Origin of the sequence: Caballeronia humi (assembly GCF_001544475.1) — a bacterium.
Taxonomy (GTDB): domain Bacteria; phylum Pseudomonadota; class Gammaproteobacteria; order Burkholderiales; family Burkholderiaceae; genus Caballeronia; species Caballeronia humi.
Map to the genome: position 1 here is coordinate 85,624 of NZ_FCNW02000006.1, position 16,352 is coordinate 101,975.

Sequence of the window (16,352 nt, forward strand, 5' to 3'; positions counted from 1 at the left end):
GTTTTTTTTAACGCGGCGTTGAGACGCGCGTTATTGATCGATAAAACGATCTGTCGTCCACATGCCCTTCGTGTCGCTATTTGAGGCGTTCACGAATTCGACATCGTGGCCGACTACGCGCAATACCCGGAAATGCGAATCGACCGGAGTCGAAATACACTCGAAGCCTTCGAAGAACTGCTGCATCTTCTGCTGCTCGCCCGCTTGCGCGTGCTGATCGGCGGAATCGAACGTATTCTTGGAGAGGCAGCCGTAGGAATTGGGTCTGAACTTGAATGTCTGCTGGGGCTGGACCACGCTATCCGCGTGAGCCGCCGAAATCGCGGCGAACAAACCGACCATCGCAATAACAGCACTGGCGCGCTTCTTCATTTATTTGCCTCCAAGCGGATTTTGTCTCGGGAAATTAGCTATATGTTTAATAGGGCTAATCCGCAGCGTTTATCCTAGACCAGATATTGCAAGTTACAAGCACATCTTGTGTGCGCTCGCAACACGACAGATTGTCGCAGGCCTCTTTTAAATAGTTTGCGAGAAAAAGGACGGGCTTTATCTATAAGCTTTTGGAATTTATGAACGCTGTACAGAGAAAATGACGCGACGCAACCAAGCTTGTTTGAAAACGACCGAAATGGCGCATTTCTAATACAGCAGACGTGCCGCGTGGATGTTCCGCTCCGCGCAGACGAGCGTCAGAAAACATGCCAAGGGCTTGCACGCGTCGCGTCTTCGTGGACAAATCGGCTGATAAACCTTGGAGACAACGATGACCCTCGCTCAATGGCTGCCCTTCGCGATTGCTTCCGCGATCCTCGTCGCGATTCCCGGACCGACCGTGTTGCTCGTCGTGTCCTATGCGCTCGGCCACGGCCGCAAATATGCCCTCGCGACGACTGTCGGCGTGGCGCTCGGCGACCTCACCGCGATGACCGCGTCGATGCTGGGCCTGGGCGTGCTGCTCGCGGCATCGGCGGAGTTGTTCACGGTGCTCAAGTGGGCGGGCGCGGCGTATCTCGTGTATCTGGGCGTCAGGCTGTGGCGCGCGCCGGTCGTGATCGATGCTGGTGAGATGAAGCCGCCGGCCGAGCTGCGCACCAGCCGGATTCTTGCGCACGCGTACGCCGTGACGACGCTCAATCCGAAGAGCATGATCTTCTTTGTCGCCTTCGTGCCGCAGTTCATCGATCCGCATGTGGCGAGCGTCTCGCAGATTGCGATTTTCGAGGCGACGTTCGTCGGCATCGCGGCGGCCAATTCGCTGGCTTATGCGCTGCTGGCTTCGGGAGCGAGGCGGGCGATCCGGAGGACGTCGGTGCAGCGGGCCGTCAACCGCACCGGCGGCGCGCTCTTGATGGGCGCGGGTATTTTTGCGGCGGCATGGAAGAAGGCGACATGAACGGACTCGACGATTGGACCTCGGCGGCGCGAAACGTGTATTTCGCGCTGCTCGACGACTGGAACCGGCAGGACGCGCGCGCGATGGCCTCGCGTTTCGCGGAGCGCGGCAGCATGGTGGGCTTCGATGGAAGCGCCATCGACGGAAGAACGGCGATCGAAGCGCATCTCGCGCCGATTTTCGAGCAGCATCCGACGCCGCTTTTTGTGGCGAAGGTACGCGAGGTGCGGCGAATGGCGGGCGGGCAGGTGCTGCTGCTACGCGGCGTCGCGGGGATGTGGCCGCGCGGGGCGGAGGATTTGAATCCGGAACTCAATGCCGTGCAGACGATGGTGGTTTCGCTGTGCGATGGGGTGTATCGGATCGAGATGTTTCAGAACACCCCCGCGGCGTTGCATGGGCGTGCGGAGGAGGGGGAGAGGTTGACGGCGGAGTTGAGGAGGGTGGGGAGGCCGGTGGCGGCGTGAGGGCGATCAACGGCGCGCTTTTCACTTTCCAATACAAAACCGGCTGAAAATCACCCCCAGCAGATCATCCGACGTGAATTCACCGGTGATCGAATTCAGCGAGTCCTGTGCGAGCCGCAGTTCTTCGGCGAAAAGATCGAGCGCCTGCGAGTTCTGCTCCGCGTGATCGGCGGCGGCGGCGAGATGTTCCGCCGCCATTCGCAACGCGATCAGATGCCTTTCGCGCGCCAGGTACACGCTCTCCGCACCCGCCTGCCACCCAGCGATTTTCAGCAATTCATCGCGCAACAGCGCGATCCCATCCCCCGTCTTCGCGGACAGCCGCACCTCGCGCGCGCCGCCAGCATCAGCCTGCGTCACCGACGCCTCGACGCCCGCCAAATCCGCTTTGTTCGACACGCGCACGACCGGCACGCCCGCCGGAAAGCGCGCCGCGATCGACACATCCTCGGGCGTCACGCCGACGCGCGCGTCGAGCAGATGCAGCACGACATCCGCGCGCTCGATCTCGCCCCACGTCCGCTCGATGCCGATCCGCTCGACCTCGTCCTCCGTCTCGCGCAAGCCCGCGGTATCGATCACGTGCAGCGGAATGCCTTCGATCTGAATCGTCTGAGTCACCTTGTCGCGGGTTGTGCCGGCGATCGGCGTGACGATCGCGAGTTCCGCCCCCGCGAGCGCATTCAGCAACGACGACTTCCCGACGTTCGGCTGTCCCGCCAGCACCACCGACAGCCCCTCGCGCAACAGCGCGCCCTGTCGCGCGTCGGCGAGCACCATCGCGAGGCGTTCGCGGATGCGCGCGAGCTTGCCGCGGGCATCGGCCGCTTCAAGGAAGTCGATCTCCTCCTCGGGAAAATCGAGCGTCGCCTCGACCAGCATCCGGAGCGTGATCACGTCCTCGACGAGCGCGTGGATTTCGCGCGAAAACGCGCCGTCGAGCGAGCGGCCCGCCGAGCGCGCGGCCGCTTCCGTGCTCGCCTCGATCAAATCGGCGACGGCCTCGGCTTGCGCGAGATCGAGCTTGTCGTTGAGAAACGCGCGGCGCGTGAATTCGCCAGGCTCGGCGAGCCGCAAGCCGAATTCGCGGCCGATTTCGATCGCCCGCTGCAACACGAGCTGCAGGACGATCGGCCCGCCGTGGCCCTGCAGTTCGAGCACGTACTCACCGGTGTACGAGTACGGCGCCGGGAAATGGAGCGCGATGCCGCGATCGAGCGCGTCGCCGTTTGCTGCGATAAAGGGGACATAGCTCGCGTGGCGCGGCTTGAGGAGCTGACCGCAAAGCGCGTGCATCGCGTGGGCGGCCGCCGCCTCGCCCGCCCGCCCGAACGACAGCCGCACTACGCCGATCCCGCCGCGCCCCGGTGCAGTGGCAATGGCGACGATCGGATCGGTATCGTGGTTCGACATGGAGCGGCTTTTCGGGATGGGTTCGAGGTGCCCGCATTGTAGCGCGGGGCATTTGGGGGCTCGGACGGCAGATGATTCGGGACTATTCTTGGTTTATCTTATTTGAGATAGGCTATAAGTTGCCGATTCAGATCCATTGAGAGGCAATCAGACGGCTAGCGCAACAATGCGTGCGGCGTCCGGAGTACATGGCCTAAATCCATCAATTGTCTAATAAATTTCTTATGCGCGATAAATTAAACACGGCCGCCGCCAAATCTATCGTAGATGGTTGACTAGCCGTCAACGTTTGCCTCGCACAATCGCGACCATGCCAACCGTTCAAGAAAAGGCCGATTTCTCGGATCGCCTGAAATTCTCCATGACCCGCGCTCCCGAGAAGATGCGGGGCGCGACTGATCTCGCGTTGCACTTCAATCTTCGCTATCACGGCGAGCCCGTGTCGCCACAGACGACGCACAAGTGGCTCACCGCGCGTTCGATTCCAACCGTCGATAAATTGCAGACCCTGGCCGAATGGTTCAAGGTCGATCAGCATTGGTTGCACTACGGGCCGCCGCCGAGCGGCAATCCGCAGGCCGTGCCGAAGCCGCTTGCCAGGGATGAGCAATATCCGGCTTCGGAGGAAATGATCGAACTCGCTTCGAAGATCGAGGCGTTATCGCCACATCATCGGTATCTTGTCGAGCAGTTGATCGAACAGTTTTATGGGACCGGAAAGCGGTGATTTGTCGTTTCTGCGGCAATCGCTTAGATAGTGATTAGGACAATTTTCTCTTAAACGAGATAGCGCTTCTAGCGCTCGGTCGCGAGTCATGTACTTCCGGCACTTTTTCGAGATTCAGTAGAAATGGGTGAAGTAGTTTGACCAACGCTGCTTCCTCATTCGCTCGGCCTTTCGATCCAGAATTCGCAGCATGACTTCAGAAAACAAATATCCCGGATTTAAACGCCGCTTGATCGACGCGATCAGAGCGCGCGCACCGAGCATAAATGCCACGCGTGCTCAAGCGCGCAAATCGAGCCTGAATCTGGAGTCGCCAGCGCATTTTATAATTTGTTTCAATGAGGGCTTTAAAGGCGATCCACTCTCACAGCGAACCGCAGGTAATTGGCTCAAAGGAAATCATCTTCCTTCGGAGCCATATCGCGCGCATTTGGCGTGGTTGCTTCACGAGCGCTGGTATTTTCTGGAGCATGGGGTGAAGCCGGGAAAAACAGCATCGCCGCATACGGAGGCCAGGCAACCGGAGCTTAATTACATCGAGCTACCAACATCGCTGCGAATCGATCCCTCGCTTGAAATGCTCCCTGTAGAAGAGAAGGAGCCGATCAAGGGCATCGTGCGTGAAATCAATAAATTGATCGATGGCCTGGTAAACAAAAAACGCCCGGAATAAATCCAGGCGTTTGTCAGAGCATCAAAGAAGCGCCTATCAAGCAGCCTTCTTTTTGGCCCCCATCATCCTGGTGATGTAATACTGCTGCGCAATCGACAGAACGTTATTCACCACGTAATACAGCACGAGCCCTGACGGGAAGAAGAAGAACATGACCGAGAACGCGAGCGGCATGAACATCATCATCTTCGCCTGAACCGGATCCGGCGGCGTCGGATTCAGTTTCGTCTGCAGGAACATCGATACAGCCATCAGCACTGGCAGAATAAAATACGGATCTTGCTGCGACAAGTCATGAATCCAGCCGATCCACGGCGCGCCGCGCATTTCCACCGACGACAGCAGCACCCAATAAAGCGAAATAAACACTGGAATCTGAACCACGACCGGCAGACACCCGCCAAACGGATTCACCTTCTCGGTTTTATAAAGCTCCATCAACGCCGCATTCATTTTTTGCGGATCGCTCTTGAAGCGTTCGCGCAATTGCTGCATGCGCGGCGTGATTGCCTTCATGCGCGCCATCGATTTATAGCTCGCCGCCGACAGCGGGAAAAATACCGCTTTGATCAACAGCGTCAGCAAAACAATCGACCAGCCCCAATTGCCGACATAGCTATGAATCTTCTCGAGCAGCCAGAAAAGCGGCTTGGCGATGATCGTCACCATGCCGTAGTCCTTCACGAGCTCGAGCCCCGGCGCGACGCCTTCGAGCATGCGCTCTTCCTCGGGACCGGCAAAAAGACGTGCCTTGACGTCGACGCTCTGTCCGGGCGCGATCGTTTGCACCGGCTGCTGCACGCCGACGCGATACAGCAGCGGATCGATCTTCTGTACATAGATATCGCGCTTCGCGCCCTGCTGCGGAATCCACGCCGACGCGAAGTAATGCTGCACCATCGCGATCCAGCCGTTGTCGGCGGACGGCTCGAAGGTCGCCTTGTTCTTGTCGATATCGCTGAAATCGATCTTCTGGAAGTGTTTCTGATCGGTGTAGACAGCCGGCCCGATGAACGTGTGCGAGAAGCGCGGCGTTTCCACCGGCGTGTTGTCGCGCACGAGTTCCATATAGAGCTTCGGCGTGACCGGCGCCGAGCCGACGTTCTCGATCTTCGTATCGACGTTGATCACGTAGCTGCCGCGCGTGAACGTGTAGGTCTTCACGACCTTCACGCCGCCCTTCACCGGCGACTCGAACGCGATCGACAGCGTCTTGGCATCGCCCGAAAGCGATGTCTGGCCGGGAACCGGCGTGAACACGTCGTTGTGGTTCGGGAAATCGCCGCCGAGCAGGCCCGTGCGCGCGAGATACGTGTGCGTCGGAGTGTGATCGAACAGCGTGATGTACAGGTCGGGCTGCTTGCCGTCGCCTTCCTTCACGAGCGAGAGCTTCGACAGCGTGCCGCCGCGCGTATCGATTTCGCCGGCGTAGACGTCCGTCGAGAACTTGACCAGTTGCGCGGCCGCAGTGGCTGGCGGCGTTGCCGTGCCGGGCGCGACGGCCGCCGTGGCGCCGCTGGTGGCGGCGGGCAAATCGGCGGGTTGCGTGCCCGGCGTCGAACTTCCCGGGGCGGCAGTGCCGGCCGTCTTGGTCGGGACGGCGTTCGGGAAGAACATCGACGGGCGCCCGTGGTCACGTTGCCAGTTGTCGAACAACATGACAGCCGACATGAAGAAGATGACCCATAGGACGGTACGTTTGATATCCATGCGTGTCTCAGTGTCGATCGAAAGGCGCTTTAACGCCGTTTGGTAGTGAATTCTTCTGGAACGGATTCGTGAGCAGGCCGGGAGACCGGCTCGGAATCGTGTCGTGAAGCAGGCGACGGCGGGACCAGGTCGATGCCGCCAGCCGAAAACGGATGACAGCGGCACAGACGTTTCGCTGCGAGATACGTGCCGTGCGCGGCGCCATGATACTGGATTGCTTCGCGCGCGTAGTCGGAACAGGAAGGGAAAAAGCGGCAGCGGTTGCCGAGCAGGGGGCTCACAGCAAGCTTGTAAAAGCGCAACAAAGCGATCAGTGCCGTTTGCATAAGCTTTGCGCCCTGGTCTCGATCCGGTCCACAGGGACGAACCGGATACCGCATGCGCATCATGGCCCGGAGGGCCTGGGTGAATCGTCTGCGTTCGGCGGAGCAGCGCTTGCCGCTTCCGCCGGTGCCACCTCTGCCGCCACGCGGCGCGCCGCTTCGCGCACCGCCCGGTCGAGCAGCATATCGATTTCGTCGCGGCACAGCGTTCTGAGCGGCGGCGATTTCGCGCTCGGCATCGCCTTGCGGTCGATCTTTGCGTGCAGCCTGAGCAGGATATCCCACCCGCCGAGCTCCGCGCGACGCAACCGGAACGCCTCGCGTGCGAGCCGCTTGATCAGATTACGCGTGACTGCGCGCGGCGCCTGCTTCTTGCCGATGACGAGTCCGAGACGCGCGTCGTTGCCGGTCGGCTTGCCGTACAGGACGAAGTGCGGGGAGCGTCGCCAGGGGCGCAAACGAAAAACGGATGAGTATTCATCCGTTTTCAGTAGCCTTGCGGCCTTGGGGAACGCGGCCTGCGCTCGCAACTGAATGGTGTCCTGTGAGGAGCCTTCGATGCTGCGCATATCGGGTTCGCACGCATGCGGGCGTGTGCCTGAGCGTGCCGTCAACAAGCGGCCTTAAACTGCCAGGCGCTTGCGGCCCTTCGCGCGACGTGCGTTGATCACTTTGCGGCCGCCAGCCGTCTTCATACGGACGCGGAAGCCATGGGTGCGCTTGCGGCGCGTCACGGAAGGTTGGTAAGTACGTTTCATGGTGCTCTCACTTGGGTGTTAATCGACCGCGCGGGCATCCGCAGAAAGCGCAATGGCCGGAGGTTCAGGAATTCGGTCTTCGCGGAACCCGCTATTTAAACCTTTTTCCTCTTGACCGTCAATAGCTTACAAGGCGTGCCAGGGGTTCGCGCGAGCATTTTACGGGCCATCATCGCGTTGATTTGACCCTGTGGATAACTCGCGCGCCGTCCGGGTTTGGCGTTAGAATCTCGCCTTAATCCCAAGAATCTGCCCGCTGCTTCGGCCCGCATTCCGCCCGCAAACCCTTGCGGCGTAAGCCTCCGGAGCATAACTGCTTGGCCGTGCCGGACCTTGTTGCGAAATTGTGACAGGGACGGTGTCAGGCTGCGGCGCAACCATAACGACTGCACCCGATGAACGATTTCTGGCAACACTGTTCCGCATTGCTGGAGCGCGAACTCACGCCGCAGCAGTACGTCACGTGGATCAAACCGTTGGCCCCGGTCGACTTCGATGCCGATGCGAGCACCTTGCGCATCGCCGCGCCCAACCGCTTCAAGCTCGACTGGGTGAAGAGCCAGTTTTCAGGCCGCATCGCCGACCTGGCGCGCGAATTCTGGCACGCGCCCGTCGACGTCCAGTTCGTCCTCGATCCTAAAGCGACCGCGCGCAATGCGTTGGGTGCATCGTCGGCGTCTTCGATGCCGCGCGCGGCCCAGCAACAAGCGCAGCAACCGCGCCCGGGCATGCCGAACGGCGCGCCGATGAACCACGCGAACGCGAGCGCGCACATCAACGCGCTCGCCGCCGAGGCCGCGCAGCACGCGCAAGCCACGCACGACGATCACGCCGACCTCGATCTCCCGAGCCTCGACGCCAACGAAGCCGCCGTCGCGCGCCGGACGTGGCGTCCGGGGGGCAATGCGGCGGCCTCGGGTGAAAACGATTCCGCCTACGAGCGCTCGAAGCTCAACCCCGTCCTCACGTTCGACAACTTCGTGACCGGCAAGGCGAACCAGCTCGCGCGCGCGGCGGCGATCCAGGTCGCCGACAACCCCGGCATCTCGTACAACCCGCTCTTTCTGTACGGCGGCGTCGGGCTGGGCAAGACGCATTTGATCCATGCGATCGGCAATCAGTTGCTGATGGACAAGGCCGGCGCGCGCATCCGCTACATCCACGCGGAGCAGTACGTGTCGGACGTGGTGAAGGCGTACCAGCGCAAAGCGTTCGACGACTTCAAGCGCTACTACCACTCGCTCGACCTGCTGCTGATCGACGATATCCAGTTCTTCTCCGGCAAGTCGCGCACGCAGGAAGAGTTCTTCTACGCGTTCGAGGCGCTGGTCGCGAACAAGGCGCAGGTGATCATCACGAGCGACACGTATCCAAAGGAAATCTCGGGTATCGACGACCGTCTGATCTCGCGCTTCGACTCCGGTCTCACGGTCGCGATCGAGCCGCCCGAACTGGAAATGCGCGTCGCGATCCTGATGCGCAAGGCGCAGTCGGAAGGCGTGAGTCTCTCGGAAGATGTCGCTTTTTTCGTCGCGAAGCATCTTCGCTCGAACGTGCGAGAACTCGAAGGCGCGCTGCGCAAGATCCTTGCGTATTCGAAATTCCACGGCCGCGAGATTTCGATCGAGCTGACGAAAGAAGCGCTGAAAGACCTGCTGACGGTGCAGAACCGCCAGATTTCGGTGGAAAACATCCAGAAAACGGTCGCCGACTTCTACAACATCAAGGTTGCCGACATGTATTCGAAGAAGCGTCCGGCGAATATCGCGCGGCCGCGGCAGATCGCGATGTACCTGGCGAAGGAGCTCACGCAGAAAAGCCTGCCGGAAATCGGCGAACTCTTCGGCGGACGCGACCACACGACCGTGCTGCACGCGGTGCGCAAGATTTCCGCCGAACGTGGCACGGATGCGCAGTTGAACCACGAGTTGCACGTCCTCGAACAGACGCTCAAGGGCTGATGGCCGAATAAAGAAAACGCGCCTCGAAAACGCGCCGTCAGGCCTCTGTTTATTGACGAAAATGCCCCCATTTTCAGGAAGCGGTTTCGTTTTCAGGCACAATACGGGTTTGACCGCCCGCGGGCCTTGGGCGGCATTCTGGCGCAATGCTTTCGCGCGAATCCGGCGGGGGGCCGGCAACGCGTGTTACGAGGCTGTCCGAAGGCAAAAACGGTGGCACGACCGTCGGGCAGGCCGTCACATCAACGAAGGAACTCTATGCAACTGGTCAAGACCGAACGAGATAATCTTCTAAGGCCGCTGCAAACCGTCAGCGGTATCGTCGAACGCCGTCATACGTTGCCGATCCTCGCCAATTTGCTGATTACCAAGAATGGCGCCGACGTGTCGTTCCTCTCGACCGATCTCGAGCTTCAGATCACCACGCATGCCGATTTCGGCGTAGGCAGCGATCAGGTCGCCACCACCGTTGCCGCGCGCAAGCTGCTCGACATCCTGCGCGCCATGCCGCCGGGCGAAGTCGCGCTCGATCTCTCCGACAAGCGTCTCACCGTGCGTTCCGGCAAGAGCCGCTTCGCGCTGCAAACGCTCGCCGCCGACGAATTCCCGACCGTCAACCAGTCTACCGACTTCGGCGCGAGCCTGTCGGTGCCGCAAAAGACCTTCCGGCAATTGCTCGGCATGGTCCATTTCGCGATGGCGCAGCAGGACATCCGTTACTACCTGAACGGCATGCTGCTCGTCGTCGACGGCGATCAGCTGATGGCGGTCGCAACGGACGGCCACCGTCTCGCGTTCTCGTCGATGAAGATCGAGGGCGCGTTTCCTCGCCAGGAAGTGATCATTCCGCGCAAGACGATCCTGGAATTGCAGCGCCTGCTGGAAGACATCGACGACAACCTGAAAATCGACATCGCCCCGACGCAGGTGAAGTTCACCTTCGGCCAGGTCGAACTGGTGTCGAAGCTCGTGGAAGGCAAGTTCCCCGACTTCCAGCGCGTGATTCCGAAGTCGCACAAGAACACGTTCCTGATCGGTCGCGAGGAACTGCAGCGCTCGCTGCAACGCGCGGCGATTCTCACGTCCGACAAGTTCAAGGGCGTGCGCTGCCTCGTCGAACCGGGTCAGCTGAAGATCATGTCGACCAATGCCGACCAGGAAGAAGCACAGGAAGAACTGGAAATCGCCTATCAGGGCGACAGCGTCGATATCGGGTTCAACGTCACGTATCTGCTCGACGTGCTCGCGAACCTGAAGATCGACAACCTTCAAGTCAGCCTCGGCGACGCTAATTCCAGCGCGCTGATCACGATTCCCGAGAACGAGGAATTCAAGTACGTGGTGATGCCGATGCGCATCTGACGCGTTCCATACCAAAAACATTCCAAGGGGCGGCGCGCCCCTTTGGCGTTTTTAAGGTGATTCGAAAAGTCTCGAGCGGCAACTCAGCAGTGACGCAGAACCGGAAAAATTCATGACTGAAAACATCAATTCGCAACCCGACAACAGCTATGGCGCATCGTCCATCCAGATTCTTGAAGGTCTGGAGGCCGTGCGCAAGCGCCCGGGCATGTATATCGGCGATACGTCGGATGGCACCGGTTTGCATCACCTCGTTTTCGAAGTGCTGGACAACTCCATCGACGAAGCGCTCGCGGGCTATTGCGACGACATCCACGTCACGATCCACGCCGACAACTCCATCTCCGTCACCGACAACGGCCGCGGCGTGCCTACGGGCCTCAAACGCGACGACAAGCACGACCCGAAGCGCAGCGCCGCCGAAATCGTCATGACGGAGTTGCACGCGGGCGGCAAGTTCGACCAGAACAGCTACAAGGTGTCGGGTGGGCTGCACGGCGTGGGCGTGTCGTGCGTGAACGGGCTTTCCGAATGGTTGCGCCTGACCGTGCGCCGCGATGGCAAGAAGCACTTCATGGAATTCCGTCGCGGTGTGGTGCAGAACCGCGAGATCGTCGAGGAAAACGGCGTGCTGTATTCGCCGATGCCCGTCACCGGCGATACGGAAAATCGCGGCACCGAAGTGCATTTCATGGCCGACGTGACGATTTTCGGCAATGTCGAATTCCACTACGACATTCTCGCGAAGCGCATGCGCGAATTGTCGTTCCTGAATAACGGCGTGAGGATTCGCCTGACCGACCAGCGCACCGGCAAGGAAGACGATTTCGCGTTCATCGGCGGCGTAAAGGGCTTCGTCGACTACATCAACAAGACGAAGCAGGTCCTGCACCCGACCGTGTTCCACGCGGTCGGCGAGAAGGACAACGTGACCGTCGAAGTGGCGATGCAGTGGAACGACAGCTACAACGAAAACGTGCTGTGCTTCACGAACAACATTCCGCAACGCGACGGCGGCACGCACCTGACCGGCCTGCGCGCGGCCATGACGCGGGTGATGAACAAGTACATCACCGATCACGAGATCGCGAAGAAGGCGAAAATCGAGACGACCGGCGACGACATGCGCGAAGGCTTGTCGTGCGTGCTTTCGGTGAAGGTGCCGGAGCCGAAATTCAGCTCGCAGACGAAGGACAAGCTGGTGTCGTCGGAAGTGCGTGCACCGGTGGAAGAGGTGGTCGCGAAGGCGCTCGAGGATTATCTGCAGGAAACACCGAACGACGCGAAGATCATCACCGGCAAGATCATCGACGCCGCGCGCGCTCGCGACGCCGCGCGCAAGGCGCGCGAGATGACGCGCCGCAAGGGCATTCTCGATGGCGGCGGCTTGCCGGGCAAGCTCGCGGATTGCCAGGAGAAGGACCCGGCGAAGTCGGAGATTTATATCGTCGAGGGTGACTCGGCGGGCGGGTCGGCGAAACAGGGGCGCGACCGGAAGTTCCAGGCCATCCTGCCGCTGCGCGGCAAGGTGCTGAACGTGGAGCGCGCGCGCTTCGACAAGCTGATTTCGTCGGAGCAGATCGTGACGCTGATCACGGCGCTCGGCACCGGTTTCGGCAAGGACGATTACAACATCGAGAAGCTGCGCTATCACCGCATCATCATCATGACCGACGCGGACGTCGACGGCGCACACATCCGCACGCTGCTGCTGACGTTCTTCTATCGGCAGATGCCGGAGATCGTCGAGCGCGGGTATATCTACATCGCGCAACCGCCGCTCTACAAGCTGAAGGCGGGCAAGGACGAGCGCTATCTGAAGGACACGCACGAGCTCAATCAGCACATGCTGAAGCTCGCGCTGCAAGGCTCCGAGCTGACGCCGATCGAAGGCGCCGCGCCGATTTCAGGCGATGCGCTCGGTGAACTCGCGCGGGCTTATTTGCTGGCGCAAGCGGTGGTCGATCGCGTCAGTCGCTTTTATGACGTGAGCGCGCTCGAAGCGGTGATGGATGGCATCGTGCTGGATCTGTCGTCGGAAGAGGCGACGGCGGCATCGGCGAAGGAACTGGAAACCAGGCTGCGCGCCGATCCTATCAAGCCTGAGGTGACGGTCGAGCCGGCGTACGATCCGGTGCGCGAAGTGCGGTCGCTTCATATCAAGCGGCGGCATCACGGGAACGTAAAGGTTTCTGTCATCGATGAGGATTTCCAGCTTACGGCTGACTACAAGCAGCTTGTTTCCACGGCGGATACGTTCAAGGGGCTGATCGGGGCGGGTGCGCTGATCAAGCGCGGGGAACGGTCGATGGCGGTGAACGACTTCAAGAGCGCGATGAAGTGGCTGATTGCCGATGCAGAACGGAACGTGACCAAGCAGCGGTATAAAGGCCTGGGCGAGATGAACCCGTCGCAGTTGTGGGAGACGACGATGGACCCGAGCGTGCGGCGCTTGCTGCGCGTGCAGATCGAGGACGCGATTGCCGCGGATGGGATCTTCACGACGCTCATGGGCGACGACGTGGAGCCACGGCGCGCGTTTATTGAGTCGAATGCGTTGCGGGCGGGTAATATCGATGTTTGAGGGGAGCTAGACTCACCCGCGTGCCCCCCCTTCACGAGGCCCCACTGGGGCCTCGTTTTCATTCCGGCGAAGCACTCATCAGAACGCGTGCCGCAGCGCGACGCGCATCACAAGCTGATTCCCCGTCGATGACGGCGCCTGCGTGCCGGGAATGAACGCCTGGTCGAGGATCGAGTTCGTCGAATCGCCGGTGACTTTCTGGTATGCGCCCTGCACGTAGACGTCAGTACGTTTCGACAGGAAGTAGTCCGCCATCAGACCGACGGAGTGAATCCTGGGCTTCACGCTCCCCGTCGACGCGTCGTACGTTTCCATCGTGTAGACATATTGCGCGCCGACGAAGAAGCCCGGCGTGAACTGATACTTCCCGTTGACCTCGAAGTTCTGATACTTCAGCGCATTCAAAGCCACGCCGGGCGCAGCGAGCGGCACGCCGCCGATATAGCCGTTGCCGCTGGGATTCCGATATGCCGTATTGGTATAAGCGAAGCCCACTGTCGCCAGCCCGATCGTGTAGTTGATCCCCGCGCCGAACACGCGCATGCGTTCCGCGATGAAGCTGGCATCGTTCGCGGCGATCGCGCCGGTCGCATTCGTGCCCGTGCCATCGGCTTGCAGGTACGCGGCGCCGATCAACAACCCGCCGTTGGCATACGAGCCACCCACGCTGTACTGCCGGTTATTGGCGAAATTCGCGTCGTTGCTGAAACCGTACGCGCCGCCGAACCGGAACCCCGCCATTTGCGGACTCGCATATTTCACCGCATTGCTGACGCGGAACGAGTTGTCGGTGTTGTCGTTGTCGTATGGGTGCGCGAACAGGTAGCCCGCCCAGTTGCCATTGGCCGTGGTCGGCGCGAGATAGTCGACCACGGAGTCGTACTGACGACCGAGCGTCACGGTGCCGAAGCGCTCGCGTTCGATTCCCACGTAAGCCTGCCGTCCGAACATGCGCCCACCCTGGGCCGCGCGGCCCGAGTTCACATCGAAGCCGTTTTCCAGTTGCAGGATCGCCTTCGTTCCCCCGCCCAGGTCTTCGACCCCGCGCAGGCCCCAGCGGCTTCCCTGCGCGTAGCCGCTCGAAAGTTCGTAGACGTGGCCGCTGCCCACGTTGTTCGTGTAGTCGAGTCCTTCGTCGATCACGCCGTACAGCGTGACGCTGCTCTGGGCAAATGCAGGTGAAGCGAGGACGAGCGCCGTCAGCGCAATGGCTTGATGTTTCATCGAGTCTCCAGGGTTTTTCTATCGAGTCGCGGGCCGGCGATGTCCGACCTCAGCGCGACGCATTTTGCTGGCTCGAAGCGCAATCGCCAAAGGATTTGATTTCGGGATGAACATGCGTTTTATGAATGTTTGTTCATCGAAATCGTCGCTTGCCGGCCCACCGGGAGGAGGAGAAGAATGCTCTTCATGCGCAGTCGGCAACCTTTTGAGTGTCGTCGGACATGCGTTTTTCGAACATTACCAACCGTCAGGGAACCATGCGACTCGATCGGAATTTTGCCAACGGCCGCTTTATCGAACCTGCGACCGACGAACTTATCGCCGTCCACAACCCTGCGACGGAAGCGCTCGTTGGTCACGTCTCGGGCGCATCGCCGGCCGAGGCGATCGCTGCCGTCGAAGCCGCCGCGCACGCGCAGGAAACTTGGCGCGCGTTGCCGTCCGCCCAGCGCGCCGTCCATCTACACAAACTCGCCGACGCGCTCACTGAAGCCGCCCCCGCCATCGGCGCCGCGCTCGCGCTGGAGTCGGGCAAGAGCGTCGACGACGCCACCAACGAAGCGGTCTACGCCGGCCAGATCACGCGCTATCACGCCGAGTGGGCGCGCCGTATCGAAGGCGAAGTGATTCCGAGCGATACGCCCGACGAAAACCTCCTGCTGTTCCGCGAGCCGATTGGTGTGGTCGCATGCCTGATCCCGTTCAACTACCCGGTCTACACGCTGATGCGCAAGGTCGCGCCCGCGCTGATCACCGGCAATACGGTCATCGTGCGTCCGAGCAACAACACACCGATGTCCGCGTTCGAGATCGCGAAGGCGGTCGAGCGTTCGGGTCTGCCAGCGGGCGTCGTAAACATCCTCGCGATGAGCCACGCGACCGCCGAAGCGGTCTGCACGCATCCGGCAGTCGGCATGATCACGCTGACGGGTAGCGTCGGCGCGGGCCGCAAGGTGCTCGACTACTGCAAAACGAATATCGCGAAGCCTTCGCTGGAACTCGGCGGCAAGACGCCCGCGATTATCGAGCCGGATGCCGATCTGGAAAAAGCCGCGCGCGATCTCGTCGCATCGAAGACGACGCATTGCGGCCAGCTTTGCACGGCGATCGAGCGGGTCTACGTGCACGAGAGCGTGCGCGAGCGCTTCGTCGCCCTGCTCAAGCGCCACATGAGCGCCGTCGAAACCGGCGATCGCGGCGTGAATCCCGCGTGGATGGGGCCGCTCGTCAACGACGCCTCGCGCCAGTCGATCCACGCGATGGTGCAGCGTGCGCTCGCCGAGGGCGCGACGCTCGAAACCGGCGGCAAGCTGCCCGAAAGCCGCGGCTTCTTCTATCCGCCGACGCTTCTCACGAACTGTCGCCAGGATATGGAGATCATCCGCGAGGAGACGTTCGGGCCGATCATGCCCGTCGTCGAATATCGGACGCTCGATGAAGCGCTCGCGATGGCGAACGATCACCAGTTCGGCCTCTCGTCGGTTCTTTACACCGAGAACTATCGCACCGCGATGAAGGTCGCCAACCGCATCGAGGCGGGCGAGCTTTACGTGAACCGCACGCCCGCCGATCCCTATCAGGGCTTTCACGCCGGCTGGAAACGCTCCGGCCTGGGCGGCGACGACGGCAAGCACGGCATGCTCGAATTCACGCAGACGCGGCTCGTCGTCATGAAGTACTGAAGCGCCATCGGCGACGGTGCGGAGGCCGTCGCTTTTTCCAACATAAAAGCAAATCGAAGACGCACGCACGGC

General features: G+C 60.9%; 15 protein-coding genes. 8 read left to right on the forward strand and 7 right to left on the reverse strand.

Features of this window, described 5'->3' with window-relative positions:
- Positions 1–30: 30 nt before the first annotated feature.
- A complete protein-coding gene (gene sap1, locus AWB65_RS36885) occupies positions 31–372 on the reverse strand; it encodes a surface attachment protein Sap1 (RefSeq protein WP_087666873.1) in 342 nt (113 codons plus the stop codon).
- 394 nt (positions 373–766) lie between these two features.
- Between sap1 and AWB65_RS09200 the strand changes: the two genes are divergently transcribed.
- On the forward strand, positions 767–1,396 hold the full coding sequence (locus AWB65_RS09200; RefSeq protein ID WP_087666874.1) for a LysE family translocator: 630 nt from the start codon (positions 767–769) through the stop codon (positions 1,394–1,396).
- Positions 1,393–1,863, forward strand: a complete 471-nt coding sequence (locus tag AWB65_RS09205; RefSeq protein WP_087666875.1) for an SgcJ/EcaC family oxidoreductase — start codon at positions 1,393–1,395, stop codon at positions 1,861–1,863. Before AWB65_RS09200 ends, AWB65_RS09205 begins: the two co-directional genes overlap by 4 nt.
- A 21-nt stretch (positions 1,864–1,884) precedes the next feature.
- Here AWB65_RS09205 and mnmE read toward each other — a convergent pair whose 3' ends face one another.
- Complete coding sequence (gene mnmE, locus AWB65_RS09210) at positions 1,885–3,276, reverse strand: tRNA uridine-5-carboxymethylaminomethyl(34) synthesis GTPase MnmE (RefSeq protein WP_087666876.1); 1,392 nt, start codon at positions 3,274–3,276, stop codon at positions 1,885–1,887.
- A gap of 310 nt (positions 3,277–3,586) precedes the next feature.
- On the opposite strand from mnmE, the gene AWB65_RS09215 reads away from it, so the two are divergent.
- Positions 3,587–4,003: a transcriptional regulator gene (locus AWB65_RS09215; protein WP_087657689.1), complete on the forward strand. Its 417-nt coding sequence runs from the start codon at positions 3,587–3,589 to the stop codon at positions 4,001–4,003.
- A gap of 190 nt (positions 4,004–4,193) precedes the next feature.
- Complete coding sequence (locus AWB65_RS35515) at positions 4,194–4,676, forward strand: hypothetical protein (protein WP_125474100.1); 483 nt, start codon at positions 4,194–4,196, stop codon at positions 4,674–4,676.
- A 36-nt stretch (positions 4,677–4,712) separates the two neighbouring features.
- Here AWB65_RS35515 and yidC read toward each other — a convergent pair whose 3' ends face one another.
- Genes yidC through rpmH form a run of 4 tightly spaced genes read right to left on the reverse strand, consistent with a single transcriptional unit; the run spans position 4,713 to position 7,467 of the window.
- Positions 4,713–6,386, reverse strand: coding sequence for a membrane protein insertase YidC (yidC, locus tag AWB65_RS09225; protein ID WP_087666878.1), 1,674 nt, complete (start codon positions 6,384–6,386; stop codon positions 4,713–4,715).
- A 29-nt stretch (positions 6,387–6,415) separates the two neighbouring features.
- A complete protein-coding gene (yidD, locus tag AWB65_RS09230; RefSeq protein ID WP_087666879.1) occupies positions 6,416–6,712 on the reverse strand; it encodes a membrane protein insertion efficiency factor YidD in 297 nt (98 codons plus the stop codon).
- Between the two features lie 59 nt (positions 6,713–6,771).
- Entirely contained in the window at positions 6,772–7,278 is a 507-nt protein-coding gene (gene rnpA / locus AWB65_RS09235) for a ribonuclease P protein component (protein ID WP_087666880.1), read from the reverse strand.
- Positions 7,279–7,332: 54 nt separating this feature from the next.
- Positions 7,333–7,467, reverse strand: coding sequence for a 50S ribosomal protein L34 (gene rpmH / locus AWB65_RS09240; RefSeq protein WP_006998755.1), 135 nt, complete (start codon positions 7,465–7,467; stop codon positions 7,333–7,335).
- Positions 7,468–7,862: 395 nt separating this feature from the next.
- On the opposite strand from rpmH, the gene dnaA reads away from it, so the two are divergent.
- The 3 genes from dnaA (at position 7,863) to gyrB (ending at position 13,374) form a co-directional block, all read left to right on the forward strand.
- The gene (gene dnaA / locus AWB65_RS09245; RefSeq protein ID WP_087666881.1) at positions 7,863–9,428 is read left to right on the forward strand and encodes a chromosomal replication initiator protein DnaA; all 1,566 of its coding nucleotides are present in this window, start codon (positions 7,863–7,865) and stop codon (positions 9,426–9,428) included.
- Between the two features lie 258 nt (positions 9,429–9,686).
- On the forward strand, positions 9,687–10,790 hold the full coding sequence (dnaN, locus tag AWB65_RS09250; protein ID WP_087666882.1) for a DNA polymerase III subunit beta: 1,104 nt from the start codon (positions 9,687–9,689) through the stop codon (positions 10,788–10,790).
- A 112-nt stretch (positions 10,791–10,902) separates the two neighbouring features.
- On the forward strand, positions 10,903–13,374 hold the full coding sequence (gyrB, locus tag AWB65_RS09255) for a DNA topoisomerase (ATP-hydrolyzing) subunit B (protein WP_087666883.1): 2,472 nt from the start codon (positions 10,903–10,905) through the stop codon (positions 13,372–13,374).
- 78 nt (positions 13,375–13,452) lie between these two features.
- On the opposite strand, the gene AWB65_RS09260 is transcribed toward gyrB, so the two are convergent.
- Entirely contained in the window at positions 13,453–14,598 is a 1,146-nt protein-coding gene (locus AWB65_RS09260) for a porin (protein WP_087666884.1), read from the reverse strand.
- A 257-nt stretch (positions 14,599–14,855) separates the two neighbouring features.
- On the opposite strand from AWB65_RS09260, the gene aldA reads away from it, so the two are divergent.
- The gene (gene aldA / locus AWB65_RS09265) at positions 14,856–16,280 is read left to right on the forward strand and encodes an aldehyde dehydrogenase (protein ID WP_087666983.1); all 1,425 of its coding nucleotides are present in this window, start codon (positions 14,856–14,858) and stop codon (positions 16,278–16,280) included.
- The last annotated feature ends 72 nt before the right edge of the window (positions 16,281–16,352 follow it).

Coding starts and splice junctions, on each gene's coding strand:
- sap1 (WP_087666873.1), bottom strand. CDS start 372: ATGAAGAAGCGCGCCAGTGCTGTTATTGCGATGGTCGGTTTGTTCGCC.
- AWB65_RS09200 (WP_087666874.1), top strand. CDS start 767: ATGACCCTCGCTCAATGGCTGCCCTTCGCGATTGCTTCCGCGATCCTC.
- AWB65_RS09205 (WP_087666875.1), top strand. CDS start 1,393: ATGAACGGACTCGACGATTGGACCTCGGCGGCGCGAAACGTGTATTTC.
- mnmE (WP_087666876.1), bottom strand. CDS start 3,276: ATGTCGAACCACGATACCGATCCGATCGTCGCCATTGCCACTGCACCG.
- AWB65_RS09215 (WP_087657689.1), top strand. CDS start 3,587: ATGCCAACCGTTCAAGAAAAGGCCGATTTCTCGGATCGCCTGAAATTC.
- AWB65_RS35515 (WP_125474100.1), top strand. CDS start 4,194: ATGACTTCAGAAAACAAATATCCCGGATTTAAACGCCGCTTGATCGAC.
- yidC (WP_087666878.1), bottom strand. CDS start 6,386: ATGGATATCAAACGTACCGTCCTATGGGTCATCTTCTTCATGTCGGCT.
- yidD (WP_087666879.1), bottom strand. CDS start 6,712: ATGCAAACGGCACTGATCGCTTTGTTGCGCTTTTACAAGCTTGCTGTG.
- rnpA (WP_087666880.1), bottom strand. CDS start 7,278: ATGCGCAGCATCGAAGGCTCCTCACAGGACACCATTCAGTTGCGAGCG.
- rpmH (WP_006998755.1), bottom strand. CDS start 7,467: ATGAAACGTACTTACCAACCTTCCGTGACGCGCCGCAAGCGCACCCAT.
- dnaA (WP_087666881.1), top strand. CDS start 7,863: ATGAACGATTTCTGGCAACACTGTTCCGCATTGCTGGAGCGCGAACTC.
- dnaN (WP_087666882.1), top strand. CDS start 9,687: ATGCAACTGGTCAAGACCGAACGAGATAATCTTCTAAGGCCGCTGCAA.
- gyrB (WP_087666883.1), top strand. CDS start 10,903: ATGACTGAAAACATCAATTCGCAACCCGACAACAGCTATGGCGCATCG.
- AWB65_RS09260 (WP_087666884.1), bottom strand. CDS start 14,598: ATGAAACATCAAGCCATTGCGCTGACGGCGCTCGTCCTCGCTTCACCT.
- aldA (WP_087666983.1), top strand. CDS start 14,856: ATGCGACTCGATCGGAATTTTGCCAACGGCCGCTTTATCGAACCTGCG.